Source organism: Pseudomonas sp. CF161 (genome assembly GCF_000416215.1).
GTDB lineage: Bacteria > Pseudomonadota > Gammaproteobacteria > Pseudomonadales > Pseudomonadaceae > Aquipseudomonas.
This window is the reverse complement of sequence record NZ_ATLP01000102.1, coordinates 25,562-52,244: the sequence shown is the minus strand read 5'-3', so window position 1 is coordinate 52,244 and position 26,683 is coordinate 25,562. Positions and strand designations below refer to the sequence as shown.

The following is a 26,683-nucleotide window of genomic DNA, read 5'->3' as shown; positions in this document are numbered from 1 at the left end:
ACGCCTTAACGCGGCGCGTAGCGGCTCCAGAGTTCATTGAACTCCTTGAGATAACTGGCCACCAGTTGCGGATGGTCGATCACCAGCAGGTTTTCCTCGTTGCCGGTGGTGGCGCTGCGGGTCCAGTTGAAGCTGCCATTGAGCAAGGTTCGGCCATCGAACACGGCGAACTTGTGGTGCATGTGGAACGGTGTGTCGTCGATCCGCACCGGCACGCCGGCCTCGCGCAACGCGGCGATATCGCTGCCGACATCGAACTGCTTTTCACTGTCGCTGATCACCCGCACGGCCACGCCGCGCTGGTGGCAGGCGCGGATTTCGTCGCTCAATTGATCGTCGGAAATGGTGAACACGCAGATATCCACCGAGATTCGAGCCTGGCGACACAGATCGCGAATCTTGCGCCGGCAGTCTTCGCCAGGGCTGAAGTGGGCGCTCGCCATGTCCCGCACCGGGGCGTTGTTGGCGTCCAGGGTCTTGATCACCTGCTCCAGCCATTTCAATGCCGGCAGCACATTGGCGCTGTCGGCCAGGGCCAGCTCGCGCACCAGGTCAAAGGCGCGGTTACGCATGTAGCGCACCTGGTCCTGGCCCAGCTCACTGCCCAGCTGGCGCAGCTCGTCACGCTCTTCGTTGCTCAGCCGCAGGTCCTGCACGCTGTCGCGCAGCTGACGGTCCAGCCCTTCAAAATCCATGCAAACTCCCTGTTGTTCAGATCCACGCAAGTGGCGCCCGCAGCCTTGGCCCGGGCGCCTCGGTTCAAGGCTGCTTGTCGTCCAGGGTCGGCACCTGGCCATTGCCCAGCATCTGCCCCAGCTCATTGAGACGGTTGGAGATGTCGGTGATGCGGTGGTGGGTGTAGAGGTCGACGTCGATCTTCTTGTGCATGACCTTGATCAGCGGCAAGAAACTGCTCTCCAGGTTCACCGCCAGGCTTTCCAGAACCTCGCGCAGGCCCTTCTGCTCCGGCGCCAGCACTTCGACCTCGATGTTGGTCGGCTGGCGCCCCAACTGCTCCAGCCCGGCCAGCAGCTCGCGCCATGGCAAGCCGCCTTCGGCATGTTCGGCCGCAGGCTGACGCGCCAGGCCACGCACACCTTCCACCAGGTCGTTGAGCTGGGCCACCACGCGGCTGCCAACGTCGCTGTCGCTGCCGCCCATGGAGCGGTTGCGCTGGAAGTCGCGCTTGATCTGCGCCCAGCGCTGCACCTGCTCCGGGGTCTGGTTACCGCGCAGCTCGGCGAGCTTGAGCAGGTTTTCCTCGGCACCGGTGGTCAGCAGCTGGGACTCGCCCTGGTAGTGGTCGGCGAGCAGTTGCAAGAGCTCGGCGTCGTTCATCACCGCGGAAATCTTCTCCGCCATTTTGTTCATGTTGCGGTAGCTGCCCTGCAACTTGAACGGCGGTTCGGTGCGGTACTGGTCGGCCTGGGCCGCACTGGCGATGTACTGCTGGTTGACCTTGAGCACCACGTCGCGCACTTGCATCAGGCGCTGCAGGGTGGTGGTGATTTCGTTGATCTCGGCACCGCTGTAGCTGTGGCTCAACTCGTTGCTGGAGAACGGCTTGCCCTCGGCCTTGGCCACAAAACGATAGACGTCGGCCATGTCGCGGGTGGCCAGCGGCGCCAGCACCGGGTTGGAGGTCAGGCCGTTTTCGATGTAGCTCAGGGCGAAGGATTCCTGCATGCCGCCCAGGGTGTCGCCCAGGTTATAGATATCGGCCCGGTTGGCGAGCATGTCGGGGATCTTGAACACATCGCCGGACTCGGTGTACGGGTTGCCCGACATCACCACGCAGAACTTCTTGCCGCGCATGTCGTAGGTCTTGGTCCGCTCCTTCCATACGCCTTCGATGCGCCGAGTGCCGTCGCACAGCGAGATGAATTTCTGCAGGAACTCGGGATGGGTGTGCTGGATGTCGTCGACATACAGCATCACGTTGTTGCCCATCTCCAGGGCCAGGTTGAGTTTCTCCAGTTCCTGGCGCGAGGTGGCGTCCGGGGCCTGGGCCGGGTCCAGGGAACGCACGTCGTGGCCCAGGGCCGGGCCGTTGATCTTCATGAAGATCAGGCCCAGGCGGTGGGCGACGTATTCCATCAGGGTGGTCTTGCCGTAGCCCGGTGGCGAAATCAGCATCAACAGGCCCATGAGGTCAGTGCGCTTGTTCTCGCCGACCGTGCCCATCTGCTTGGCCAGGTTGTCGCCGATCACCCCCAGGTACACATCGTTGATCAGCTTGTTGCGCACGAAGGAGCTCAACGGACGCGGCTTGAATTCGCTCAGGCGCAAGGCCTCGCGCTCGCGGCCGATGATGCCCTGGCGCAATGCCTGGTAGCGTTGCAGGCCCGGCAGGAAGTGCTCGCGATGGCTGCGCAGGCGGGCGAAGAACTCGTCCACCGCCAGGGTCAGGCTGCGTTCCTTGATCCGTGGGTGTTCGCCCATCAGGTTGTCGACGCTGAAGCGCAGGTCGACTTCGGTAATGCGCTTGGCAAAATCCTGGGGCAGCAGCGACAGGGCCACGGCCTCGGGCACGTAGTCCGCCAATGCGGCCAGTTCCGCCTCCGAGCACAAACCATCGAGCCAGTTGCCGGCCAGTGCCCATTGCGCCGCCGGGCGATCCGCCAGCCGCGCCAGCGCCTGCTGGTAGTCGTCCCACATGCGCGCGCCCTGCAAGCGCACCTTGAGTGCTTCCTGCAGTTGCTTGGCGTACTTGCTGAAGGTGAATTCGATGCGTTCGGCGGCCAGTTCCTGGACCAGGTACTCGGCGGCCTCGGCCACTTGCGAGCCATTGAGCGCCAGGGGTTGTTCAAGCAAGAACTGCTGCATCGCCGTGGCGATTTCCGCCTGCAATTGGAGCAGCCCTTCGCGACGCCCGAACAGTTGCTGGATATGCCGGCTGGTGCGCGCCCGCTCCGGCCACTGCGCCGGGGCTTCGAGGCTGCGCTGCAGGTTCCAGAACACACTGGCGAACGCCCGTGGCAGCGGGCCATAGCGCAGCAGGCCGGCGCTTTCGCGCAGCGGCAGGAGCTGGATCAGAATCGCCGCCGCGTCGTGATCGTGGATGCCTTTTTCGTAGCCTTCCTTGTAGCGCGGCGCGGCGAAATCACGAATCACCCGTGCCAGTTCGTCCGGCTTTGCCAACAGCGGCTTGAGCAGCTCCAGGCTCAGGCCTTCCTGCCCGGCATCGGCCGCGTCCAGCACCTGGCCGGCGAGGTATTCGGCGCGGTACAGCTGGGCCGATTCGGACTCCAGCGCCACCTGCCAGAAGTCGCGCAGCGCTTCGAGTTCGGCATCGTGCAACGGCTCGAGGAAATCGGTGCCGGTCAGGTGCAGGTGCAGCGCGTCGCCCCGGGGCATCAGGGTCAGGTCGAGTTCCTGGGTGTTGACGCTGAAGCGATGGCGCGGGCCGAGCTTGATGACATTGCCGCCCTCCTCGAACAGCTCGGTCTTGTCGCGCAGGGCCCGTACCGCCTGGTCGCGGGCGCCTTTGAGGCGGGCCTCGACGTCGTCGGCCTTGACGCTGTCCTTGAGCTGGCGCAGGCGTTCGGCCAACTCGCGCAACTTGAGGATCAGCGGGTCGGCGGCGAAGAATGCATTGAGTTCTTCAGCTTGGGTGAACTTGGCGGTGCGCCGGGTCAGGCTGTCGAGAATCCGCCGCGCGGCGTCGAGCAGGCCCTGGGCCTTGCGCTGGCGTTCGTCGAGCAGGGATTGCTTGTGGGCTTCGAAGGTTTCCAGCAACTCCTCACGCTTAGTGAGGATGTCGCCCATGAATTGTTCGTGATCGCCGAAGCGGCTTTCCAGCTCCTCCAGCTGCACCAGCAGGCGCGACAATTGCTCGTCGCAACGCTCAGGGTCCTGGGCCTGGGCCAGGGCATTGGTGATGCCCTGGCTGAACAGTTTGAACTGGGCGCCGAACTGGGCCACGGTCTCGGTCGAGCCCAGGGCCTTGCGCCGCTGTTCGGCGCGGGCCTTGGCCTGGTTCAGGCGGGCGTAGATCTCGGAGATGGACTCGATGATCCGCGTGCGCTGGGTGGCGTCGTCGATCTGCAGCGACGCCATCAGCCCGGACAGCATGTCCAGGTCGGCGGCCATGGCCTGCAAGGCCTTCAGCGGCTCGGCCAACTGGGCCACGGTCTGGGCTTTCTGCGCCTCGCCGTCGAGGGCCTCCAGGCGCGTAACGAACGGCTGCAGCGCCTGCTCGCTGGCGAGGAAGGTCGCGGTGCCGGCGGCGGTGCGTTCCTGGGCCTGGAGCAGTTCGGCTTCCATGGCGTCGATGCGCACCACATCGATGTAGCGGTATTCGCGGATGGTCAGCAGCAGGCCACGCTGGGCGGTGATGGCGTTGAGCGCATCGACGAAGTTCTGCACCTGGTCCCAGCTGTCCACCAGCAGGCCGGCGAGCAGGGCTTTCTGCTTGTCTTCGGCGCTGAGCATGGCCTGGTCGGACTGGCGGCGAATGCCCTCGACCTTCTCGTACTCATCGAGCACCAGCTCCGAAGTGGCGGCCACTTCGCGCAGCAGCGGCGCCAGGCCGCCGACTTCTTCGCTGCCCAGCCAGTGGTAGACGTCGAACAGGCGACGGGTGTTCTGGCACAGCAGCGAATAACGCTGCACCGACACCGCCGGGGTGCCGATCTCGCGGCACAGGTCGTACAGGTCGGACACGCTGCGCACCAGCTCGGCATTGCCGATACGCCCCAGGAACCCGCTGCGCGCCGGCTGGCGGGCCGCGTACTCCTCGGTGAAAAACGGCGTCTGCCAGACCTGCATCGGGTGGATGCGGGTCGGCTCGTCGCCTTCAGCAGCAAAGATCACCATGCGCCCGTCTTCCAGGCGCGCGTAGCCGTGGCCGAACAAGGGGTTCTGCAACTGGCGGTTGATCATGTTGTAGGTGAGCAGTACCGAACGCCCCTGCTCGGGGTGATAGAAGATGTACTGCACGTCTTCGCCGTTGGGCGAGCGCACCGAGCGCTTGAAGCGCATGCCTTCCATCGATTGCTCGAAGGTCTTGTACTCGCCGCTCTGCAGGTAATAGCCACCGGGGAAGATGATGCCGTGGTCTTCCGGCAGCTGCACGCAGGCCAGGCCAATGGCGTCGATGCGCTCGACCTGGCGGGTCAGGCTGTTGAACACCAGGTAGCGCCACTGCTCTTCGCGGTACGGCAGGATCTTGAGCAGGATCAGGCTGCCCAGGCGGGCGAATTCGATCTGGCCGTCGTCCAGGGACTGGGTCTTGTCCAGCACCTCTTCGCGGTAGATGCCCAGGCCATCCTCGGTGTTGTTCTCGACCTTGACGGTGAGATCGCCGCCCATAGTTTCGACAAACACGGTGTCGAGGATGTTCATGTGCGGGAAACGGCCTTCGACGGCCATTTCCCGGGTTGCTTTACGCCACTCGAAATCGAACGGGGCCGGCAGCGCTATGTCGCGCTCGCCGCGGTTGTCGATGTAGCGCACGTCGCGCCCATCCAGGGAGATGGACCAACGGAACACCCGCACGTCGGTGATGCGTTCACCGATCTGGAAACTCGCCAGCAGCTTGCCGTCGCGAATCGCCAGTTGCAGCAGGCGGGTGTTCTTGTAATAGGTGTAGAGCTCGTTGAAGTCGTTGAGGAAGCCCTGGGCGGCAAGGAAAGTGCCTTCCAGCGGTACGGGTTCGGCCTCGTAGCCTTCGCCCTCTTCCACCAGCCGATAGAGGGAGAACACGTCGGCGACGCTGGTCTCCTTCTTCAGGCCGATAAACACGTTGTAGCCAAACAGCAGGCAGTCGCCGACCTGGACGATGTCCCGGGCGATGCAGTTGTTTTCGGTGCGGATGCGCACGCGCCCGACCACTTCCATGCGGCTGTTGCCGAACTCTTCCAGGCGGCGCTGGTTGAGGCCTTCGGCGGTTTTCCGCAGGCGTTGGCCCTGGTCCAGCAGGCGCTTTTGCAGCACCTCATAGGCGCCGCCTTCGGCGACGGCCTTGTCCAATACATCCTGTGCGGGAGTTGCGGCTTGTGCGTCCGACATCGTGGCCTTCCTGGATCTACGGCGGTGTACAAAAAAAGAAACTGAGCGCTGCTAGCTGATGCGATGGGCTGTAGTGGGCGTGGCGGCTGAAGGCTGAGAGCGCTGGCGCCTGACAAAGCGTTGATCTTCCGGAGTTACCCGGAGGGTTGTCAGGGCCAGCGCAGCCTCGCGGGCTCGGCAGCGACTACAGGTGCATCAGGCTTCAGCTGCCGGAGTGTCGAGCTTGCGCTCGGCAGCAGCGGCGGCCAGCTCGGCGGCTACGGCGGGAATGCCTTTGCCGTTGAGCAAGCGGGACAGGACGTCCTGGACCACCGGGCTCTTGCCGACCACGCCTTCGATGGCCTTGCCCACCGACAGCGACTTGGCGAAGGAGTTGAAGAAGTCGCCTTCGCCACCGACGATTTCGATCTTGGCCTTGCTGAGGGCGGCGGACAGCACTTGTGCCTGGTCCTTGGCGATGTCCTTGTTGGCGGCGATGGCAGCCATCGCTTCCTCGAAGTTCTTCTCCAGCTGCATGCGGAACTCTTCGTGCTGACGGGCGCTGTCGCTGAGGGAATCCAGGGCACCGAACTTCTTGCCCAGGCCTTCGGCTTCGGCGTTCAGGCGCTCCAGCAATACTTCGGCCTCGGCCGAACCCATGTCCTTGGTGGCCTGAGCCTTGGCCGCGCCCAACTGGGCTTCGCCACGGGCCTGGGCACCGAGCTTCTCTTCCATGACCTTGGCTTCGGCCAGGCCATCTTTCTCTTTGGCTTGCGCCTGGGCTTCCATGACGCGGGCGTCGGCCAGGCCTTTTTCCTGCTCGCCACGGGCTTCAGCGATCATCTGCTCCGCGCGAACCCGTGCCTGGGCCATGCCTTCCTTCTCTTGCGCGGCGACGGTGACTTCCAGAACCCGCGCATCGGCCAGGCCAGGTGCAGCGCGTTCGGCTTCCAGGCCTTCGGCCAGGCGTTTCTTGGCTTCGGACTGCTTGGATGCGGCTTCCAGATCGGCCTGGGCCAGGTTGTTGATTTCCACCGCGCGGTGCTTGGAGCGGGTTTCGTCGGCTTCGGCCTGTTTCACCTGGCGGACCATTTCCTGCTCGGCTTCGGCTTGCGCCTGGAGCACGACGACCTGCTTGGCACGTTCGGCCTGGGAGATCTCGCGCACTTCCTTGATCCGCTCTTCTTCCTGGGCCACGGTCTTCTCGACCGCTACGCGCTCACGAATCACCACGGCGATGTTCTTGCGCTGCTCTTCCAGGGCTTTTTCGCTGTCGATGCGTTGCAGCTCGACTTCACGCTCGCGCGAGACAATTTCCAGGTCTTTGGCGCGGGTGACTTTCTCCACCTCGATCACCACCGCACGCTGGCGGTTCTGCTGCGCCACTTCGACTTCGCGCTGATGGTTCTCGGTGCGTACGTCGATTTCCTGCTGGGTCTGGATGCGAGCCTGCTCGGACTTCAGGCGCTCCTCTTGCTGGACCTTGGAGGTCTCGGCTTCTTCGCGGGCGCGGATGGTTTCGATCTCGCGCTTCTGCCGCGCTTCGGCATCGGCCTGCTGGCGTTCGAGGGACAGCGAGGCTTCGCGGGTCTCGACGTTTTTCTTCTGGATCGCCAGTTCCTGGTTACGCTCCAGTTCGTTGGTGATCACGTTCTGCATGGCGGTCAGTTCGGTGATCTTGCGAATGCCCTCGGCGTCGAGAATGTTGCTCGGGTCCAGGGAGTGCTTGGCGGTCTGTTCCAGGTAATCGATGGCCACGTCTTCCAGCACATAGCCGTTGAGGTCGTTGCCGATCACTTCGATGATGCGATCGCGGAAATCCTGGCGGTTCTCGAACAGCTGCACGAAGTCGAACTGCTTGCCCACGGTTTTCAGGGCTTCGGAGAACTTGGCGTTGAACAGCTCGTTGACTGCCGAGCGATCGGAGGCACGATCGACACCGATGGCCTTGGCCACCTTGAGCACGTCTTCCTGGGTTTCATTGACCCGCAGGTAGAAGGCCACGGTGATGTCGGCGCGCATGTTGTCACGGCAAATCAGCCCGTCCTTGGCGCGACGGTCGACTTCCAGGGTCAGCAGGGAGATCTTCATGAACTCCTTGAGGTGGATGACCGGGTACACCAGGGCGCCGGTGAAATGCACCTTGGGTGTCGAGGACATGTCGTTGACGATCAGCGCGGTGCCCTGCGGAACCTTGATGTAGAACGCCTTGAACAGCGCCAGCAGGCCGAAGACCACCAGAACGACAAGGCCGACCCCGAACAGGATGGGCAGCAGTGACGGTAAGTTCATTGAAATCAATCTCCTTTGATCTGAGGGAGTCGGGGTCAGATGCCCCGGAACTCGGCCTCGGTAATGACCCGATAGGCGTGTTGCGCCTCCAGATACTCCAGTAACACGACGCGATCGCCGCGCTTGAAAGCCAGTGCCTCATCGGCACGCACGCGCAGGATCAGGCCCGCGCCACCGTCTTGCAAAATGGCTTCGCCGTGCTCCAGGGTGACCCGGCCACTGCGTATCACCGCCGTTTGGCCGATCACCGATCGGCTGTTGGGCGCTTCCATCTTGTGAAACAACGGCCGCAGCGGGCTGCATATCAGCGCACTGATGGGCGCGGCGATAAACAGCGCGATCACGGCCAGCACCAGGCCCAGGGGATAACGCAACAGCCCCAGGTCCAGGTGGCTGAGAACGAACAACTCGGCGAAATAGGTGATGAACCAACTGAAGAAAAACAGCAGGGTCAGGACCAGGGTCAGCGGAATGCCGTTGAGCTTGAATTTGATCAGCAGGCCGGCCAGGCCTTCGGCGTTGCCGGTGCCTTCGAGCAGCGAGTCGGCCTCGACGTCCAGCAGGTCGATGTCGATCATGCCCAGGGCGACGATGGCCCAGTAGATGACCGCCAGGCACAGCATGAAGCTGAACAGCACGGTGGGAAATGACAATACGGTCTGCAGGAAGATTTCCATCGCGTTCCTATCCCTGAAAAAAGCGCGCAAGGCCAGTTGGCCTTGCCCATCGACAACGGTGAATCAGGTCTTGCCCTGGTCCTTCAGACGCGCCAGCACGCTGTTGGCGCTGTGGCGGTCTTCAATGATCCCGGCGGCCCGCAGCTTGGCGTGCAGCGCGTCCTCGGGGCTGGCGGCGCTGGCCAACTCCTCGGCCGCCTCCATCTGCGCCGCGCGTTCAGCCTGCTGGCGCTTGATGCGCTCCAGGGACTCGACCGCGGTTTGCAGTTTGTTCTGGGTTCCGCCATAGCGCTGGGCCACGGCCAACTGGGCCTTTTGCACGCTTTCGGTGGCCTTGACCGTATCCACCTGTTGTTTCAAATGCTTGATATTGCCCTCGGTCTGATTCACCGCCTTGCGCAACTGACTGACGCTGGCGGCAAAGCCCTCGGCCTGTTCCCGCTCGGCACGCAACTCGGCTTCAAGCTGGGCGATCTTCTCTGCCACTTCCAGGGCCAGGGCTTCGTTGCCGACTTCCAGGGCCTTGAGCGCATGGGTTTCGTATTCACTGACCCGGGCTGCGGTGTTCTGCACCTGCTCGGAGGCCAGCTTCTGGCGCGCCATGATCTGTGCCAAAGACTCTCTGGATGAGCGCAACGCCTGCTCGGCATCGCGGATTTCCTGATCGAGAATACGCAGCGCCTGGCTGTCCACCAGGGCCTCGCCGGCTTCCGTCGCGCCGCCACGCAGGGCGGTGAGCAATTTGCTCCAAACGTTCATGTGCATTCCTCCAGATCAGGCCTGAGCCTTGAGATAGCCTTCGTAGGCCTCGGTCGCGCGAATCACGTTGCTGGCCAGGGTCTCGATCTCATACAGCACGTTGGACAGCAGCGAAGTCGCGCTCAACGCGCCGAACATGCTGTAGCAGCGCTCGCCATCGGCCTGGGTGTCCAGACCGATGCTCGACAGCGGAAACAGTTGGCGACTGAGCAGCACTTCCTCGTTGAAGGCTGCCACGTCACTCACCGCGCTCTGCGGCCAGAGCAGCGCCTCGACCAGGATCTGCCCTCCGTGCAAGGCCACGAACAGCGGCAAGTCGCCGTATTCATGCATGGTCACGTGGAGGCTGGCGTCGGCGCCGTCGAGCAACTCGACACTGGCATCGCCAGCGCTGAACAACTCGGTGCCGGCCAGGGCCTGGCACAGTGCTTGGGCATTCCAGGTTTGCGGCATGCTCATGTCTCCTTCCTTTTCCACCGGGCCCCGGTCATGCAGGCATTGGCGAAATATTCGTGGGTATTAACTGAGGACTCGGTTTGCATGGAAGAGAGATTAATTCATCACGCGTGAGAATTTCAATAGCATCACGCGTGATACTAAACAGACATTTTTTCGGCACGCAAAACAAAACCTCAGGGCACGCCTGAAGCCGGAAAAAGGGAGGGAGGTAAACAAGACACGAGGACCTTTCCCTGGTTTTCCGAAGCGCGCAATCCTTGGCAGACGGCAATTAAACCCGCTGGAGCCCTGAATGAGAAGCACCAATTGCCCGGCCACGCCACGCCGCCCAGGAAAAAGCCCAGCGCCCGGCAGTGCCCTAAACGCCATCAATGGTCTAGGCTAGGCGGATTTTCCTGCCTCGCGGACGCCCCATGGATACCCTCAGCAAGCCTCTCGCCGGATTGAAAGTGATCGAACTCGGCACCCTGATTGCCGGCCCCTTTGCCTCGCGCATCTGCGCCGAATTCGGGGCCGAGGTGATCAAAGTCGAGTCGCCGGATGGCGGCGATCCGTTGCGCAAGTGGCGCAAGCTGTATGAAGGCACTTCGCTATGGTGGTTTGTCCAGGCACGCAATAAAAAGTCCCTGACCCTCAACCTCAAACACCCCGACGGCCTGGCCATCCTCAAGCAGTTATTGAGCGATGCCGACATCCTGATCGAGAACTTCCGCCCCGGCGTCCTGGAAAAACTCGGCCTGGGCTGGGACGTCCTCCACGCCCTCAACCCGAAGCTGGTGATGGTGCGCCTCTCCGGCTTCGGCCAGACCGGCCCGATGAAGGACCAGCCGGGTTTTGGCGCGGTCGGCGAATCCATGGGCGGCCTGCGCTACATCACCGGCTTCGAGGATCGCCCACCGGTACGCACCGGGATCTCCATCGGCGATTCGATTGCCGCCTTGTGGGGCGTGATTGGCGCACTGATGGCGCTCCGCCATCGAGAGGTCAACGGCGGCCAGGGCCAGGTGGTCGATGTGGCGTTGTATGAAGCTATTTTCGCGATGATGGAAAGCATGGTTCCGGAGTTCGATGTCTTCGGCTTTATCCGCGAGCGCACCGGCAATATCATGCCCGGCATCACCCCCTCGTCCATTCACACCAGCGCCGACGGCAAACACGTGCAGATCGGGGCCAACGGCGATGCGATTTTCAAGCGCTTCATGCTGCTGATCGGTCGCGAAGACCTGGCCAACGACCCGGTCCTGGCCAGCAATGACGGGCGTGACAGCCGGCGTGACGAACTGTACGGGGTGATCGATCGCTGGGTCAGCTCGCTGCCTCTGGACCAGGTGGTTGAACAGTTGAACCGCGCCGAAGTGCCCGCCAGCCGGATCTTCAGCGCCGAGGACATGTTCAGCGACCCGCAGTTTCTGGCCCGGGAAATGTTCCTCCAGGCCAAGCTGCCGGACGGGAAAGATTTCAAGATGCCCGGCATCGTGCCGAAACTCTCTGAGACGCCAGGCACTTGCGAATGGGTCGGCGCGCAATTGGGCGAGCACACCACGCAGGTGCTGGACGCATTGGGTTATGACCGCGAGCAGATCAGCCGTCTGCGCGCAGCCGGGGCGATCTAGCCCCTGACGAGGATGCAGCAGGATGAATGTTTGCCACAGAGAATCGACCCCCTGATGGGCCCACGCAGCAGCCGGCGAACCACTTCCGTGAAGCGCATCCTGCCGCTGCTGCTGGTATTGAGCGGGTTTCCGCAGGTCGGCCAGGCCAAGGAAACCCTGCTCTGGCTGTTACGCGACCTGCCGCCGACCACGATTTTCGAAGGCCCGCAAAAAGACCAGGGTGTGGTCGATCAAATACTGCCCGCCCTGTTCGCCAGCCTGCCGGAATACGAACACACCATCGTCCACGTCAACCGCGCCCGCGGCATACAGATGCTCCGCGACTCGCCCTTCGCCTGCGACCCATCACTGATGCTGACCCCGCAGCGCGCGCAGTGGCTGGCGTTTTCAAAAATCAGTTTTCGCGCCTTCAGCAATGGCGTGGCGGCCCTGCGCCAGGACCATGCCAGCCTGCGACCCTTTATCCAGGACGGCCGGCTGGACCTGGCCGCGTTGCTGGCCAGCGGACCGCGTAGCGTCGGCATCGTCGCCGAGCGCAGTTATGGCGATCAGATCGACGGCCTGCTGGGCAAAGCCCCCAGCGACGCCCTCACCGCCCACTATGGCAACAGCGCCATCGGCAACCTGCTGCAGATGCAACGCCTGGGCAGGCTCAAGACCCTGATCGGCTACCAGCCGGAAATCCGCTTCCAGGCGCAGCAGCAAGGTATCGACCCGAGCAGCCTGGAGTTCTATCCGATTATTGGCGTACAAAAATACCAGGCGGTGCATGTCGGCTGCTCGAACACGGCCCAGGGGCGACACGCCATCGAGCGCATCAACCAGACCCTGCTGCAACTGCGCCAGAACCGCCTGATCGAGCTGTATGCCGCCTGGCTGGAGCCGCCGATACGCGAGGAGTACCGCAAGGATGCCCTGGCGCTTTTTCGGGAAAATCCCGAGCAGTGATAAACGCCGGACAAAAGAAACCCCGAGAAGTGGGGAGACGACTCGGGGTTAAACGTGGCCTACAAAGACCAGTACAACAAGCTACAAGCACCGGAGCACAATGCTTGATCCTGCTGATACAAGGTCTGACGACCCTGGGGCAGGAAGGTTCCGCAAAAAGTTAAATCAGGGCCTTCTGTCGAAAGCCTTTTCTTGCGCCGCATTGCGCAAAGCTGCAATCACGCAGGGTTCCAGACGCCCTTCGGCAATCAACAAATCTCGGTGCAGGCCATCCACGACATCGGTCAACAGGCGCTTATCGGTCAACTGCGCCTGATTGATCTCACGTTCGAGCACGATGGCGCCCTGCACATTTTTCAAGGTCACCAGGCATTCGCCGTGGGCACCCGACGGGGTCAGAGTTACCTGATACGGGCTCAAAGCTTCACCCAGCAATAGGCTGATACTTTCCATCTCGATCACCACTCAATAGTCCGAAAACACAGTGCTTTAGGGCGTGTCCACAATAAGTGACCACCGGCCCGAGAAGAAAGTTCGTCAGCAGGCCCCAGGTCATGTCGACCCGAGTCTTGCGAGCATGCACGGCAAAGATGACAGGGATAAAACACAGGCCGGGGTCCATCAGCACAATCCGCCTGGGCGACGCCCACAAAAAAGCCCGTCCGGAGACGGGCTTGAAAAGCTACGTGGCCTGCTCGATCAGAGCGGCTTGCCGCGATTACCGTGCTGGCTGACAAACCCCTGAACCGCTTTCAGGTCGTTGGCCAGGACCGTGCAGCGCTCCTCGCGCTCGAACAGATCGGACAGGTGCGCCGGCAGCTCCAGGGCCTTGCCAACACCGGCTTTCTCCACCGCTTCCGGGAACTTGACCGGGTGTGCGGTACCGAGGATCACCATCGGCGTATCCAGGCTGCGACGGCACTCGCGGGCCGCTTTCACGCCGATGGCGGTGTGCGGGTCCAGCAACTCGCCGCACTGGGCGAAGACTTCAGCGATGGTCTCGCAGGTCTGCGCATCATCCACGGCCAGGGAGTCGAACAGCTTGCGGGCTTCGGTCCAGCGCTCTTCTTCAACGCTGAAACCACCACCCTGCTTGAAGCTGTCCATCAGGCCGGCAATGGCCGCGCCGTTGCGACCGTGCAGGTCGAACAGCAGACGCTCGAAGTTCGACGAGACCATGATGTCCATGGACGGCGACAGGGTCGCGTGCAGGGTTTCCTTGACGTACTGATTGCCGCTCATGAAGCGGTGCAGGATGTCGTTGCGGTTGGTGGCGACGATCAACTGGTTGATCGGCAAGCCCATGTTGCGCGCCAGGTAACCGGCGAAGATGTCGCCGAAGTTGCCGGTCGGCACCGAGAACGCCACCGAACGTGCCGGGCCGCCCAACTGCAGGGCTGCGTGGAAGTAATAGACGATCTGGGCCATGATCCGCGCCCAGTTGATCGAGTTCACCGCCACCAGCCGCGTGCCCTTGAGGAAGCCCTGGTCAGCGAAGCTGTTCTTGACCATTTCCTGGCAGTCGTCGAAGTTGCCTTCGATGGCGATGTTGTGGATGTTCTCGCCAAAGATGGTCGTCATCTGCCGACGCTGCACTTCCGACACACGCTTGTGCGGGTGCAGGATAAAGATGTCGACGTTTTCGCAATGCTTGCAGCCTTCGATCGCCGCCGAACCGGTATCACCGGAAGTGGCGCCGATGATCACCACGCGCTCGCCACGCTTGGCCAGCACGTAATCGAGCAGGCGACCCAGCAGTTGCAGGGCAAAATCCTTGAACGCCAGGGTCGGGCCATGGAACAGCTCCAGGACCCACTCATTGCCATTCAGCTGACGCAATGGGGCGATGGCGCTGTGGGAAAACACACCGTAGGTCTCTTCCAGGATCTTCTTGAAATCCGCATCCGGAATGCTGCCGGCAACGAACGGGCGCATGACCCGAAACGCCAGCTCGTGATACGGCAGGCCGGCCCAGGAGGCGATTTCTTCCTGGGTGAAGCGTGGCAGGCACTCCGGCACATAGAGACCACCATCACTGGCCAGACCTGCCAGCAGCACATCTTCGAAATTCAGGGCCGGTGCCTGGCCACGAGTACTGATATAGCGCATAGGAGCAAACCTTCGGTTTGAGCTACAAGCCAGAAGCTGCAAGCTACAAGTGAAAAGCGCCTCCGCCCTCACTTGCAGCTTGAAGCTTGCCGCTTGCCGCTGCTGTTAATTCAGATGTTCGACACGGATGCGGACCACCGGACCCACGACACCCTGCAGGGCTTCCAGGGCGTTGATCGCATCATTGATGCGCTGCTCCACCACGCGATGGGTCAGCAGGATCATTGGCACCAGGCCGTCATGCTCTTCGACTTCTTTCTGCATGATCGATTCGATGTTGATGCCGCGCTCCGACAGAATGCTCGCCACCTGGGCCAGCACGCCAGGATGATCCTTGGCCTGGATCCGCAGGTAGTAGGCGCTTTCGCAGGCCTCGATCGGCAGGATCGGGTGGGCCGACAGCGAATCCGGCTGGAAGGCCAGGTGCGGCACGCGGTTTTCCGGGTCGCTGGTCATGGCGCGAACCACGTCCACCAGGTCGGCGATCACCGACGAAGCGGTCGGCTCCATGCCGGCGCCAGCGCCGTAGAACAGGGTCGAACCGGCGGCGTCGCCATTGACCATCACGGCGTTCATCACGCCGTTGACGTTGGCGATCAGGCGGTCAGCCGGGATCAGTGTCGGGTGCACGCGCAACTCGATGCCGGCAGCGGTGCTGCGCGCCACGCCCAGGTGCTTGATGCGGTAGCCCAGGGCCTCGGCGTAGTTCACGTCGGCGGTGGTCAGCTTGGTGATGCCTTCGGTGTAAGCCTTGTCGAATTGCAGCGGGATACCAAAGGCGATGGACGCCAGGATGGTCAGCTTGTGCGCCGCATCGATGCCTTCGACATCAAAGGTCGGGTCGGCTTCGGCATAACCCAGGGCCTGGGCTTCGGCCAGCACGTCTTCGAAGGTACGGCCCTTCTCGCGCATTTCGGTGAGGATGAAGTTACCGGTGCCGTTGATGATCCCGGCCACCCAGTTGATGCGGTTGGCCGACAGGCCTTCACGAATCGCCTTGATCACCGGGATACCGCCGGCCACTGCGGCTTCAAAGGCGACGATCACGCCCTTTTCACGAGCCTTGGCGAAGATTTCATTGCCGTGGACGGCAATCAGCGCCTTGTTCGCGGTGACCACGTGCTTGCCGTTTTCGATGGCCTTGAGCACCAGCTCGCGGGCCACGGTGTAGCCACCCATCAACTCGATGACGATATCGATTTCAGGGTTGGTGGCCACGGCGAAGACATCGTTGGTAATCGCAATACCGGTCGTCTGGAACTGAGGCTTTGGCGTACGCATGGCAATTTGTGCCACTTCGATTCCACGCCCGGCACGGCGGGCAATCTCCTCGGCGTTACGCTGAAGTACGTTGAGGGTGCCGCCACCGACGGTACCCAGCCCACAGATGCCTACTTTGACCGGATTCACTTTGAACTCCCCATAAAACGGCCGACTCAAGGTCGGCCGTGGAAATCAGCCGCAGACCGCGCGGCTCTCTATTAATGACGCAGCGCCCAAAAGCGCCACGCCATGATCGTCAAAGGCTCGACGACGCAGGATTATTTCGCACCCAGCGCCAGTTTGGCGACTTGTGGCGCAGGCTGGTAGCCCGGAATCACTTGGCCATCAGCCAAAACGATGGCCGGCGTACCGTTCACACCAATCGACTGACCCAGGGCGAACTGCTTGGAAACCGGGTTGGCGCACTTGGCCGCCTTGACTTCCTTGCCGTCGGTCATCTTGTCCATGGCGGCTTTTTTATCCGCCGAACACCAGACCGCCTGCAACTGTTCGTCGCCCGGCGAGCCGAGGCCCTGGCGCGGGAACGCAACATAACGCACTTCGACACCCAGCTTGTTCAGCTCGGGCACTTCGGCGTGCAGCTTGTGGCAGTAAGGGCAGGTGGTGTCGGTAAAGACGGTGATGTGGGTCTTGGTTTCGCCGATGGCCGGGTAAACCACGGTTTCCGCGACAGGGATACCGTTGATCAACTTGGCAATGCCCAGGCGTTCGGTTTTTTCGGTCAGGTTGACCGGCTTGCCGTCCTTGAGCTGAAACAGGTAGCCCTGCATCACGAACTGGCCGTCGGCGCTGGCGTACAGCACGCGGCTGCCCTTGAGCTTGACTTCATACAGGCCGGACAGCGGGCTTGGGCTAATGCTTTCGACCGGCGTTTCAAGCTGCAGGCTTTCAAGGCTCTTGCGAATATTTTTTTCAGCGCCGTCATCGGCAATGGCAAAGGTACTGACCAACGCAATGGCTGCGGCGGCGATAATCTGGGTCACGCGCATGGGAACTCCTGGAGGCGGACAAATGGGACGGGTAGAACGCCCGTACTGGAACACCGGGTCATAACCGCCCACTTTGCAAACCGGCAAAGCCTATCACATATGCCCGCAGGGGCCGACTACAGCTGACGCAAGAGCGTTGGCAGCGGTCGGTTATCGATCAGCCGCGCGGATGGTGCCGAGCGTGCAGATCCTGCAGGCGGGCGCGGGCCACATGGGTGTAGATCTGGGTGGTAGAGAGGTCGCTGTGCCCCAGCAGCATCTGCACCACGCGCAGGTCGGCGCCATGGTTGAGCAGGTGCGTGGCAAAGGCATGGCGCAAGGTGTGGGGCGACAGCGATTTACCGATCCCGGCGACCTTGGCCTGGTGCTTGATGCGATGCCAGAAGGTCTGGCGGGTCATCTGCTCGCCGCGCTGACTGGGGAACAACACATCGCTGGGACGCCCGCCAAGCAGCTCGCCCCGGGCATCGCGCATATAGCGTTCGACCCAGACAATCGATTCCTCGCCCATGGGCACCAGGCGCTCCTTGCTGCCCTTGCCCATCACCCGCAACACGCCCTGGCGCAGGTTGACCTGCTCCAGGGTCAGGCTGATCAATTCGGTGACCCGCAAGCCGCAGGCATACAGCACTTCGAGCATGGCGCGGTCGCGCTGGCCGATGGCGTCGCTCAAGTCCGGCGCGGCCAGCAGGGCTTCGACATCCGCTTCCGACAGCGACTTGGGCAGCGGCCGGCCGAGCTGCGGCATGTCGACTTGCAGGGTCGGGTCGACGCCGATCAGCTTTTCCCGCAGCAAATAACGGTAGAAGCCCCGCACCCCGGACAGAAAACGCGCGGTGGAACGCGGCTTGTACGCCTGCTCGACGCGCCAGGCCAGGTGATCGAGGATCAGCTCGCGCCCGGCATTGGGCAGCTCCAGCCCTTGCTCCTGCAACCAGCCGTTGAACAGCGCCAGGTCACTGCGATAGGCATCGCGAGTGTTGTCCGACAGGCCTTTTTCCAGCCACAGCGCATCGAGAAAACGGTCGATCAGGGGATGGTCGATGGCGGCCATAAATACTCGAAAGGCGCAGGCCAAAGGCCGCGCTTAAATAAATAGTGAACTGTGCAGAGGGTCGCTAGTCTTTCATAGCCGGCTATTTCAAGGAACAGGGAGCTTCAATGAACGAACAACAGATACTGCTGGCCATCGGCGGCATCGGCGTCACTGCCCTGGGCTGCCAATGGCTGGCCTGGCGCCTGAAGCTGCCGGCCATCCTGTTCCTGCTGCTGAGCGGGATCCTCGCCGGCCCGCTGCTCGGCTGGCTCGACCCGCAAGAACTGTTCGGCCCGTTGCTGATGCCCATGGTGTCGCTGGCGGTGGCGCTGATCCTGTTTGAAGGCAGCCTGACCCTGCGCCTTTCCGAGTGGCACGAAATCGGCCGCGTCGTGCGGCGCCTGGTGACCATCGGCGCCCTTTCGACCTGGGCCGTGATCAGCGTGGCCACCCATTGGTTGCTGGGTTTCGACTGGATGCTGGCCCTGCTGTTCGGCACCCTGACCCTGGTCACCGGGCCCACGGTGATCGTGCCGATGTTACGGGTGGTACGCCCCCGGGCCTCGATCGCCAACATCCTGCGCTGGGAAGGGATAGTCATCGACCCCATCGGCGCCCTGCTGGCGGTGGTGGTCTACAGCTTCATCATTGCCAGCGCTTCCGGCGACGGCTTGAGCCATAGCCTGCTGACCTTTGGCGGGGTGATCCTGTGCGGCAGCCTGTTCGGCATCGGCGGCGGCTGGGCCCTGGGCAGTGTCATGCGCCATCAATGGCTGCCGGAGTACCTGCACAACCTCGCCACCCTGGCCACGGTGCTGGGGATTTTCATTGCCGCCAACCAGGTGATGCACGAGTCGGGCCTGCTGGCGGTGACGGTGATGGGCATGTGGCTGGCCAATATGAAGGGCGTCGATGTGCGGCAGATCCTGCACTTCAAGGAAAACCTCAGCGTGCTGCTGATTTCCGGCCTGTTCATTCTGCTGGCGGCGCGCCTGGACCTACAGGCGCTGATGGCCCTCGGGCCGCTGGTGCTGATTCTGCTGCTGGTGATCCAGTTCATCGCCCGCCCGCTGAACGTCGTGCTGTCCACCGCCGGCTCAAGCCTGAACTGGCGCGAGCGCGCCCTGCTCTGCTGGATCGCCCCACGGGGCATCGTCGCCGCCGCCGTGTCGGCAATCTTCGCCATCCGCCTCGACCAGGCCGGCCACGAAGGCGCCTTGCTGCTGGTGCCGCTGACCTTTGCCGTGATCATTGGCACCGTGGTTCTGCAAAGCGCCACCGCACGCCCGCTGGCGCGCCTGCTGAAAGTCGCGGAGCCGGCGCCCAGCGGCTTCCTGATCGTCGGCGCCAATACGCCCGCGCGAACCATCGGCAAAGCCCTGCAACAACTGGGCAGCCGGGTACTACTCACCGACTCCAACTGGGAGAACATCCGCGCCGCCCGCATGGACGGCCTGCCGACCTACTTCGGCAACCCGGCGTCACAGCATGCCGACGCCCACCTGGACCTGGTCGGCCTCGGCCACCTGCTGGCGCTGTCTCCCGCCGGCGAGCTGAATGCCGTGGCCGCCATGCGCTTTCGTCACGACTTCGGCCACCAACGCCTGTTCACCCTGACCAGCGGCCTGGAAAACCGTCGCACCGACAAACACCGCGCCAGCCTTGAACACCGCGGGCACCTGCTGGGCAATGAAACCCTGACCTACAACAGACTGGCCAGCCTGCTGAACCAGGGCGCCGAGCTCTACAGCACGCACCTGACCACCGGCTTCACCTGGGATGACTACCAGGCCCTGCACGGCGAACGCGCGACCCTGCTCTTCGCCCGCGACAGCAGCGGCTGGGTGCACGTGGTCACGCCCGAGAGTGCATTGCAACCGGCTGCCGGTTGGACCTTGCTGGCACTGATCGAGAAAGACAGCGCCTGAGTCGTTGGTCAGGCAGCAAAACCCGGCAGCACCGGGACCGGGCGCTTGTCTTCATCAATCGCGACAAAGCTGAACAGGCCGTGAATGGCCTTTTCACGCCCATCGCAACTCATGCTTTCGACAAACACCTCGACCTCGACCTTGAGGCTGGTATTCCCCACTTTCACCACCCGCCCCACCAGCTCGACGATCGAGCCGGCGGCAATCGGGTGGTTGAAGTCGATGCGATCGGTGGACACGGTCACCAGCGGCAGGCGGCAGAAACGGGTCGCGGCAATAAACGACACTTCGTCCATCCAGGCCAGGGCGGTGCCGCCGAACAGGGTGTTGTGGTGGTTGGTGGTGGACGGGAAAACCGCCTTGGTCACACGGGTAACCGACAGCTCGGTCCGGCGCTGGATTTCTTGCTCACGAAGGGTCATGGGTCTACTGCCTGAATGGGTCGATCCGCGCATGGGCACGCTGCGGGCATAAAGGGCCGATGAGCGCTGCACGGCAGCGACCAGGGGCTCGATGGGAACAACGGGGTGGCCGCCCGCCTGTGGATAACAACAGGCCGGGACCGCCGGGAGGATGTGACGCACCCTCTGGCCCATGCAGGCTGCATGGCTCGGGCGATCACACTTTATTGGGGCGGCAAGTATATCGCCGCACGCCTGGGGCCGATAGAACCCGCCAGACGCCAGACGCGACGATCAGCCACAAAAAAATGCGATCATCCGCGCACCGAAAAAGGAGACCCCGCGCCATGGATACCCTGCCCACGCCCTCGCTCGTCGAACACCTGCTGCAACGCCTGAGCGCCGACAGAGCGGATCATCCTGCCTTCGTGGGCGCACCAATCGATATCAGCCCCCTGACACCCGCTCAACTGGGCAGCCTCTGGCCGGCCATCCGCCGGGCCCTGCGCGACTATGCAAACCCGGCTGCGCAACAGATGGCGACCTCGATCCTGCAACAGCTCACGCAGCTGGAACTGACCCCGACGCTCGATCAAGACACCCTGCTGGAGGCCCTGCGCACTTGCCTGAACTGGCAGGAGGCGGTGGAGCAACTGGCTTATGCCACCGGCCAGCCGAGCGCGGCATTGGCCAGCGAGCTGCGCAGGATCCTCGATGAACCTTCTGCGCACTGGGCGGCGAATTACCATCAGGCCTACGTCCTGGCGCAGTGGGTCGATGAAGAAGCCCAGGCCGCGCTGCGACGTTGCGTGCAAGAGCATTACGCCAATGCGCCCTATGCCCGGCAGGAGTTCGAGCTGCTCGGGCAACTCGAACCGCAATCACGGCTGGCCCTTGCCGGCAGCGATTACTGGACCGGTCATCACCACTTGAGCGCCGACCCGGCCAGGGTGCTGATGGGGGACGCCGCGTACGTCGAGTTCTCGCAACAGATCCTCAACCTCGCCGCCCGGCGCCTGGAAGATATCCACAGCGGTCACACGCCCTATGTGGCCGATGGCGCCTTCACCACCGATGACACGCCGGTGATCGCCCGCGCTGCCCGGGTGGCGTTAATGCGCGACGCCCCGTGGCTGCCGCCGCTGATGGACAGCTTGCTGCCCAGGGCCTGCGTCGCCCCGACCCAGGCCAAGACCGCGCCGTCGCAATCCCTGGCCATCGCCCTGGGTCACTGCATCGAGCAGGTCCCCACTCCGGAAAGTGTGCAGGCTCTGCGCAACGCCTTGAGCCTGGTGCGGCATGCCAGCGTCCAGAAAAAACTCACGCACAACCTCAAGCCCGCCGAACGCGGCCTGGCGCAACGCCCCGAAATCGCCCTGCGCCTGGCGCCGACCAGCGCTCCCGGCAAGGCCCAGCACGCGCTTCTGGCCAGTTGCCTGGAGTCCGGGCTGTGGCAGGCCTTTGAGCTGTCTTTTAGCGACTGGCGCGCACAACTGGCGGACTCCGCCGTAGGCTCGCCCTTTGCCCGCTCACTGGTATGGGTTGCCCATCAGGACCAGGGGCCAAATCGCAGCTTCGTGCTGGACGCCGACGCCCATGCGGTTGATGCCCAGGGCCAGCCGTTGACGCTGGATGCCGGGTGGCGGATTTCGCTGTGGCATCCATTGTCAGCCGACGCAGCGGAACGCCAAGCCTGGCAAAAGCTGATCATCGAACGCCGGCTCAAGCAGCCCGTGCGCCAGGTGTTTCGCGAGTACTACCTGCCGCTGGCAGAGGAGCTGGAGAGCGACAGCAGTCAGGCATTCGCCGGGCACAGCCTCTCCATCCGTCCACTGATTGGCCTGGCGCGTCGCGAAGGCTGGAAGATCGACCGCGACAGCGGCCTGAACCGCAACCTGGGGGATATCCAGGTGACCTTCGATGTGGGCGCCGAACTCTACCCGGGCCTGCAGGGGCACTGCCTGTCTGGCGCCGTGAGCTTCGCCCGGCGCAGCGCGCAACACTGGCAAACCGTGCGGCTGAAAAATGTGCCGCCGCTGGTGTTTTCAGAAGCCTGCCGGGCCATCGATCTGCTGGTCAGCGTCAGCAGTTTCGCCATCGAGGAACTGGCGCAGAACGCCGCTGGCGAGCCCATCAACCCAACGCCCCCAGGCAAGAGAGAGCAACGCCTGGAGCTTCTGGCCGGGCACAACCTCAACCAGATGACGCTGATGCGCCGACAGGTGCTGAGCACGGCCTTCGCCCCGCTGATCGAGCAGGGCAAGGTGGCGATGGATGGGCGTCATGTGCGGGTCGGGGATTACGCGGTGCACCTGGTCACCGGCCGTGTGACACGCGACGGAGCGCCGGCGGATGTGGCGCTGGCGGCGCAAAGTGGCAAGTTGGCTGCCCTGCCCTGGTTGCCGTATGACGAGGTGCTGCTGGAGAGGATCGCCAATACCGTCTGCGCCCTGCTGACGGCGTCAGGGCGCTAAATGCCAGGCAATAAAAAAGCAGCCCGTAGGCTGCTTTTTCTGCATCGGAAGCTGGACTTAAGCCAGTTTTTCCTTGATGCGAGCTGCTTTACCCGACAGGTCACGCAGGTAGTACAGCTTGGCTTTACGTACGTCACCGCGACGTTTAACAGCCATGCTGTCGATTTGCGGGCTGTAGGTCTGGAAAGTACGCTCTACGCCAACACCGTTGGAGATTTTACGAACAGTGAAAGCACTGTTCACACCACGGTTACGCTTGGCGATTACGACGCCTTCGAACGCTTGCAGACGCGAACGGTCGCCTTCCTTCACTTTCACCTGAACGACAATAGTGTCGCCCGGGGCAAAGGTAGGGATCTCTTTGGTCATCTGCTCTGCTTCGAGTGCAAGAATGATTTTGTTAGTCATGCTGTGCTCCTAAGGTAAATCGTCTGACTTACCATCGATACGTTGTTAACTATCGTCCCGCTCGCGGATGTATTCCTCGAGCAGCTTCTTCTCTTCTCCAGAAAGCGAGCGGCTTTCCAGAAGATCGGCGCGTCGTTCAAAGGTCCGACCAAGGGACTGCTGTAAACGCCAACGCCGGATGTGTGCGTGGTTGCCACTCAGCAACACGTCGGGAACACGCTGATCCGCATACACCTCCGGTCGGGTGTAATGCGGGCAATCAAGCAGACCGTCCGTAAAGGAATCTTCCTCGGCGGAGTCCGCATGCCCTAAAGCTCCAGGCAGCAGTCGTGTAACCGCATCTATCAGGACCATCGCCGGCAGCTCGCCACCGGAGAGTACATAGTCGCCAATCGACCACTCTTCATCGACATGAGCTTCAATAAAACGCTCGTCAATGCCTTCATAGCGGCCGGCAATCAGGATCAGTGCATCCTCATTCGCCAACTCGCGTACCGCCGACTGAGTCAGTTGACGGCCTTGGGGGGACAGGTAAATAACCTTCGCCGCCTCCCCGGCTGCTGCCTTGGCCTGAACCAGAGCATCTTCCAGGGGCTTGATCTTCATCACCATGCCCGGACCACCGCCAAATGGGCGATCGTCCACAGTGTGATGTCGATCCGTCGTGTAGTCTCGCGGATTCCAACAGGTGAGCTGCAACAGCCCCTGTTTCACCGCACGACTGGTGATGCCGTACTCGCTGATGGCGGAAAACATCTCGGGAAACAAACTGATCACTTCAACGCGCAAATTAGCCACGCTTAGAAGTCCGCGTCCCATTCCACCTTCATCTCGCCCGCTGCCAGGTCGACGGCCAACACGCATTGCCCGGTATAGGGCAACAAGCGTTCACGATCATCCAGGCTGCCAGCGCAAGGCTTGACCACCATTACATCATTGGCGCCGGTTTCCAGAAGATGATCGATTTTCCCGAGCAATTGCCCAAGTTGATCAATAACCTTCAGACCTTCCAGCTGGTACCAGTAGTACTCGCCGTCGGTCAATTCAGGGAACAGGTTGCGCGGCACACAAATCTCATAACCGGCCAGAAGACGAGCTTCTTCACGATCATCAAGACCCTTGAGCTTTGCGACCAGGAACTTGTCGCTCCCGCGTCCACTGACCAGCTCGACCTGTTTCACACTACCCTCGCGCTTGAGCGTCCAGGTTTTGTACTGCAACAGGTTTTCGGTTGGATCAGTAAAGGAATAAACCTTCACTTCGCCGCGAACGCCATGAACAGAATAAATCTTGCCGATAACGATCAAATCATCAGCAATGGCAGGCGTCGCGTTCATATTGCTCAGGCCGCAGCCTTAGATGCATCCTTCAACAACTGAGCAACGCGCTCAGAAGGTTGTGCACCAACGCTCAGCCAGTAGGCTACGCGCTCTTGGTTCACGGACAGGCGGACTTCTTGACCACGAGCGATCGGGTTGAAGAAACCAACTTGTTCTTTGTGCGAACCGTCGCGTGGGTTACGGCTGTCGGTCACGGTCAAGTGGTAAAACGGGCGCTTTTTGGAGCCGCCAAGGGCAAGACGGATTGTTAGCATGTGAACATCGTTCCTGTAGTCGGTGCTGCAAATCTAAATGCACAGCGGGCATAGGTGCCCGAAAGGCCGCATATTCTAAGGAATATCCGGACTTTTGCAAATGTCTTTTTCCGGCGCCTATCGGCTCGCCATCCAGATTTGCTATGGAGCCGTTGCGAACAACGGCTGGTCAGCGCCCCCAAGTGCGGGTTTGCTGGAGATTCCACGTCCCCGTGGAAAGCGCCGGCATGACTGCCGACGCGGATTCTTTACATCTTCGGCATGCCGCCGCCGGGCAACATTCCGCCCATGCCGCGCATCATTTTGGCCATTCCGCCCTTGGCGGAGAACTTCTTCATCATCTTCTGCATCTGCTTGTGCTGCTTGATCAAGCGACCGATGTCCTGCACCTGGGTGCCGGAACCCATGGCGATCCGACGCTTGCGCGAACCGCTGATCAGCTCAGGGTCGCGGCGCTCGGCCGGGGTCATGGAGTTGATGATGGCTTCCATCTGCTTGAATTGCTTCTCTGCCGCACCCTGGGCATTGCCCATTTGCGCCAGGTTGACGCCACCGATGTTCGGCAGCTTGTCCATGAGGCCGCCGAGGCCGCCCATGTTTTTCATCTGTTGCAGCTGGTCACGGAAGTCTTCGAGGTCGAAGCCCTTGCCCTTCTTCAGCTTCTTGGCCAGTTTGTCGGCCTTGTCCTTGTCGAGGGTCGCTTCAGCCTGTTCGATCAGGCTGAGCACGTCGCCCATGCCGAGGATCCGCGAAGCGATACGCTCAGGGTGGAACGGTTCGAGCGCTTCGCTCTTCTCGCCCATACCGATGAACTTGATCGGCTTGCCGGTAATCGCCCGCACCGACAGCGCGGCACCACCACGGGCATCGCCGTCGACCTTGGTCAGGATCACGCCGGTCAGCGGCAACGCATCGCCAAAGGCCTTGGCCGTGTTGGCGGCATCCTGACCGGTCATGGCGTCGACCACGAACAGGGTTTCTACCGGGTTGATCGCGGCGTGCAGGGCCTTGATCTCGCCCATCATCTCTTCATCGATGTGCAGGCGACCGGCGGTATCGACGATCACCACATCGATGAATTTGAGTTTTGCTTCTTTAATGGCTGCTTGCGCGATATCGACCGGCTTCTGGCTCAGGTCGGACGGGAAGAAGGTGACACCGACTTCGCCTGCGAGCATTTCCAGCTGTTTGATAGCGGCCGGACGATAAACGTCGGCGGACACCACCATCACCGATTTCTTTTTGCGCTCTTTAAGGAAGCGCGCGAGTTTGCCGGCGGTGGTGGTTTTACCCGCGCCCTGCAAACCGGCCATCAACACCACGGCAGGCGGTACGGCGCTGAGGTTCAGGTCCTCGTTGGCCGCGCCCATCAGGCTTTCGAGTTCGGCCTGGACGATCTTCACGAAGGCCTGGCCCGGTGTCAGGCTGCGCGACACTTCGGTGCCGACCGCACGTTCCTTCACCGAGTTGACGAAGTCCTTGACCACCGGCAGGGCGACGTCGGCTTCGAGCAACGCCATGCGCACTTCACGCAGGGTGTCTTTGATGTTGTCCTCGGTCAGCTTGGCCTTGCCGGTGACATGGCGCAGCGTCTGCGAGAGACGGTCGGTTAAGTTTTCAAACATTGCGCGATCCTTTCAGGCCCTGTGTAGACCGGGATAATGGCGGCCCAGACCGGAATCAACATGTGCTCGGCGAGCCTGCGGCGTGGGCAGGTCGCG

At 62.2% G+C, this 26,683-nt stretch carries 21 protein-coding genes; 4 read left to right on the top strand and 17 right to left on the bottom strand.

The genetic code is table 11. The annotated features are described in order from the left end of the window. Positions 1-5 precede the first annotated feature (5 nt). From CF161_RS22885 to CF161_RS22860, 6 genes are all read right to left on the bottom strand, one after another. The gene (locus CF161_RS22885) at positions 6-695 is read right to left on the bottom strand and encodes a phospholipase D-like domain-containing protein (RefSeq protein WP_020298993.1); all 690 of its coding nucleotides are present in this window, start codon (positions 693-695) and stop codon (positions 6-8) included. A gap of 64 nt (positions 696-759) precedes the next feature. Further along, the gene (locus CF161_RS22880; protein WP_020298992.1) at positions 760-6,012 is read right to left on the bottom strand and encodes a DNA repair ATPase; all 5,253 of its coding nucleotides are present in this window, start codon (positions 6,010-6,012) and stop codon (positions 760-762) included. A gap of 195 nt (positions 6,013-6,207) precedes the next feature. Next, on the bottom strand, positions 6,208-8,283 hold the full coding sequence (locus tag CF161_RS22875; protein ID WP_020298991.1) for a flotillin family protein: 2,076 nt from the start codon (positions 8,281-8,283) through the stop codon (positions 6,208-6,210). Between the two features lie 35 nt (positions 8,284-8,318). Next, positions 8,319-8,960 (bottom strand): hypothetical protein, encoded by a 642-nt coding sequence (locus CF161_RS22870; protein ID WP_020298990.1) that lies wholly within the window; start codon positions 8,958-8,960, stop codon positions 8,319-8,321. 63 nt (positions 8,961-9,023) lie between these two features. Continuing rightward, complete coding sequence (locus tag CF161_RS22865; protein ID WP_020298989.1) at positions 9,024-9,719, bottom strand: PspA/IM30 family protein; 696 nt, start codon at positions 9,717-9,719, stop codon at positions 9,024-9,026. 15 nt (positions 9,720-9,734) lie between these two features. Continuing rightward, entirely contained in the window at positions 9,735-10,229 is a 495-nt protein-coding gene (locus CF161_RS22860) for a YjfI family protein (protein ID WP_256206479.1), read from the bottom strand. A 362-nt stretch (positions 10,230-10,591) separates the two neighbouring features. On the opposite strand from CF161_RS22860, the gene CF161_RS22855 reads away from it, so the two are divergent. Continuing rightward, positions 10,592-11,791, top strand: a complete 1,200-nt coding sequence (locus tag CF161_RS22855) for a CaiB/BaiF CoA-transferase family protein (protein ID WP_020298987.1) — start codon at positions 10,592-10,594, stop codon at positions 11,789-11,791. Between the two features lie 54 nt (positions 11,792-11,845). Next, positions 11,846-12,739 carry a TIGR02285 family protein gene (locus CF161_RS22850; RefSeq protein ID WP_020298986.1) on the top strand — a complete coding sequence of 298 codons (894 nt, stop codon included), beginning with the start codon at positions 11,846-11,848 and terminating at the stop codon, positions 12,737-12,739. Between the two features lie 165 nt (positions 12,740-12,904). On the opposite strand, the gene CF161_RS22845 is transcribed toward CF161_RS22850, so the two are convergent. The 5 genes from CF161_RS22845 to xerD form a co-directional block, all read right to left on the bottom strand. Continuing rightward, the gene (locus tag CF161_RS22845; protein WP_020298985.1) at positions 12,905-13,192 is read right to left on the bottom strand and encodes a DUF3509 domain-containing protein; all 288 of its coding nucleotides are present in this window, start codon (positions 13,190-13,192) and stop codon (positions 12,905-12,907) included. Positions 13,193-13,438: 246 nt separating this feature from the next. Beyond that, entirely contained in the window at positions 13,439-14,848 is a 1,410-nt protein-coding gene (gene thrC, locus CF161_RS22840) for a threonine synthase (RefSeq protein WP_020298984.1), read from the bottom strand. Positions 14,849-14,953: 105 nt separating this feature from the next. Continuing rightward, positions 14,954-16,258 carry a homoserine dehydrogenase gene (locus CF161_RS22835; RefSeq protein ID WP_020298983.1) on the bottom strand — a complete coding sequence of 435 codons (1,305 nt, stop codon included), beginning with the start codon at positions 16,256-16,258 and terminating at the stop codon, positions 14,954-14,956. Between the two features lie 131 nt (positions 16,259-16,389). Then, positions 16,390-17,121, bottom strand: coding sequence for a thioredoxin fold domain-containing protein (locus CF161_RS22830; protein ID WP_020298982.1), 732 nt, complete (start codon positions 17,119-17,121; stop codon positions 16,390-16,392). Positions 17,122-17,278: 157 nt separating this feature from the next. Next, a complete protein-coding gene (gene xerD, locus CF161_RS22825) occupies positions 17,279-18,175 on the bottom strand; it encodes a site-specific tyrosine recombinase XerD (RefSeq protein WP_020298981.1) in 897 nt (298 codons plus the stop codon). Positions 18,176-18,282: 107 nt separating this feature from the next. Between xerD and CF161_RS22820 the strand changes: the two genes are divergently transcribed. Then, complete coding sequence (locus tag CF161_RS22820) at positions 18,283-20,085, top strand: sodium:proton antiporter (protein WP_020298980.1); 1,803 nt, start codon at positions 18,283-18,285, stop codon at positions 20,083-20,085. A gap of 8 nt (positions 20,086-20,093) precedes the next feature. Here the strand turns inward: CF161_RS22820 and CF161_RS22815 are convergent, their stop codons facing one another. Then, entirely contained in the window at positions 20,094-20,507 is a 414-nt protein-coding gene (locus tag CF161_RS22815) for an acyl-CoA thioesterase (protein WP_020298979.1), read from the bottom strand. Between the two features lie 326 nt (positions 20,508-20,833). On the opposite strand from CF161_RS22815, the gene CF161_RS22810 reads away from it, so the two are divergent. Then, positions 20,834-22,960: a DUF4132 domain-containing protein gene (locus CF161_RS22810; protein ID WP_020298978.1), complete on the top strand. Its 2,127-nt coding sequence runs from the start codon at positions 20,834-20,836 to the stop codon at positions 22,958-22,960. 57 nt (positions 22,961-23,017) lie between these two features. On the opposite strand, the gene rplS is transcribed toward CF161_RS22810, so the two are convergent. The 5 genes from rplS to ffh form a co-directional block, all read right to left on the bottom strand. Continuing rightward, a complete protein-coding gene (rplS, locus tag CF161_RS22805) occupies positions 23,018-23,368 on the bottom strand; it encodes a 50S ribosomal protein L19 (RefSeq protein WP_003175895.1) in 351 nt (116 codons plus the stop codon). A gap of 45 nt (positions 23,369-23,413) precedes the next feature. Continuing rightward, positions 23,414-24,187, bottom strand: coding sequence for a tRNA (guanosine(37)-N1)-methyltransferase TrmD (gene trmD, locus CF161_RS22800; protein WP_177326797.1), 774 nt, complete (start codon positions 24,185-24,187; stop codon positions 23,414-23,416). Beyond that, positions 24,169-24,705: a ribosome maturation factor RimM gene (rimM, locus tag CF161_RS22795; RefSeq protein ID WP_020298976.1), complete on the bottom strand. Its 537-nt coding sequence runs from the start codon at positions 24,703-24,705 to the stop codon at positions 24,169-24,171. The genes trmD and rimM overlap by 19 nt, the downstream gene beginning before the upstream one ends. A 5-nt stretch (positions 24,706-24,710) precedes the next feature. Beyond that, positions 24,711-24,962 (bottom strand): 30S ribosomal protein S16, encoded by a 252-nt coding sequence (rpsP, locus tag CF161_RS22790; RefSeq protein WP_003209587.1) that lies wholly within the window; start codon positions 24,960-24,962, stop codon positions 24,711-24,713. Positions 24,963-25,210: 248 nt separating this feature from the next. Further along, on the bottom strand, positions 25,211-26,587 hold the full coding sequence (gene ffh, locus CF161_RS22785; protein WP_003209589.1) for a signal recognition particle protein: 1,377 nt from the start codon (positions 26,585-26,587) through the stop codon (positions 25,211-25,213). Positions 26,588-26,683: the final 96 nt, after the last annotated feature.

What these genes read in the sequence shown, in the direction of transcription:
- CF161_RS22885 (WP_020298993.1), bottom strand. Translation starts at nt 695, where the DNA reads ATGGATTTTGAAGGGCTGGACCGTCAGCTGCGCGACAGCGTGCAGGAC.
- CF161_RS22880 (WP_020298992.1), bottom strand. Translation starts at nt 6,012, where the DNA reads ATGTCGGACGCACAAGCCGCAACTCCCGCACAGGATGTATTGGACAAG.
- CF161_RS22875 (WP_020298991.1), bottom strand. Translation starts at nt 8,283, where the DNA reads ATGAACTTACCGTCACTGCTGCCCATCCTGTTCGGGGTCGGCCTTGTC.
- CF161_RS22870 (WP_020298990.1), bottom strand. Translation starts at nt 8,960, where the DNA reads ATGGAAATCTTCCTGCAGACCGTATTGTCATTTCCCACCGTGCTGTTC.
- CF161_RS22865 (WP_020298989.1), bottom strand. Translation starts at nt 9,719, where the DNA reads ATGAACGTTTGGAGCAAATTGCTCACCGCCCTGCGTGGCGGCGCGACG.
- CF161_RS22855 (WP_020298987.1), top strand. Translation starts at nt 10,592, where the DNA reads ATGGATACCCTCAGCAAGCCTCTCGCCGGATTGAAAGTGATCGAACTC.
- CF161_RS22850 (WP_020298986.1), top strand. Translation starts at nt 11,846, where the DNA reads ATGGGCCCACGCAGCAGCCGGCGAACCACTTCCGTGAAGCGCATCCTG.
- CF161_RS22845 (WP_020298985.1), bottom strand. Translation starts at nt 13,192, where the DNA reads ATGGAAAGTATCAGCCTATTGCTGGGTGAAGCTTTGAGCCCGTATCAG.
- thrC (WP_020298984.1), bottom strand. Translation starts at nt 14,848, where the DNA reads ATGCGCTATATCAGTACTCGTGGCCAGGCACCGGCCCTGAATTTCGAA.
- CF161_RS22830 (WP_020298982.1), bottom strand. Translation starts at nt 17,121, where the DNA reads ATGCGCGTGACCCAGATTATCGCCGCCGCAGCCATTGCGTTGGTCAGT.
- xerD (WP_020298981.1), bottom strand. Translation starts at nt 18,175, where the DNA reads ATGGCCGCCATCGACCATCCCCTGATCGACCGTTTTCTCGATGCGCTG.
- CF161_RS22820 (WP_020298980.1), top strand. Translation starts at nt 18,283, where the DNA reads ATGAACGAACAACAGATACTGCTGGCCATCGGCGGCATCGGCGTCACT.
- CF161_RS22815 (WP_020298979.1), bottom strand. Translation starts at nt 20,507, where the DNA reads ATGACCCTTCGTGAGCAAGAAATCCAGCGCCGGACCGAGCTGTCGGTT.
- CF161_RS22810 (WP_020298978.1), top strand. Translation starts at nt 20,834, where the DNA reads ATGGATACCCTGCCCACGCCCTCGCTCGTCGAACACCTGCTGCAACGC.
- rplS (WP_003175895.1), bottom strand. Translation starts at nt 23,368, where the DNA reads ATGACTAACAAAATCATTCTTGCACTCGAAGCAGAGCAGATGACCAAA.
- trmD (WP_177326797.1), bottom strand. Translation starts at nt 24,187, where the DNA reads ATGGGACGCGGACTTCTAAGCGTGGCTAATTTGCGCGTTGAAGTGATC.
- rimM (WP_020298976.1), bottom strand. Translation starts at nt 24,705, where the DNA reads ATGAACGCGACGCCTGCCATTGCTGATGATTTGATCGTTATCGGCAAG.
- rpsP (WP_003209587.1), bottom strand. Translation starts at nt 24,962, where the DNA reads ATGCTAACAATCCGTCTTGCCCTTGGCGGCTCCAAAAAGCGCCCGTTT.
- ffh (WP_003209589.1), bottom strand. Translation starts at nt 26,587, where the DNA reads ATGTTTGAAAACTTAACCGACCGTCTCTCGCAGACGCTGCGCCATGTC.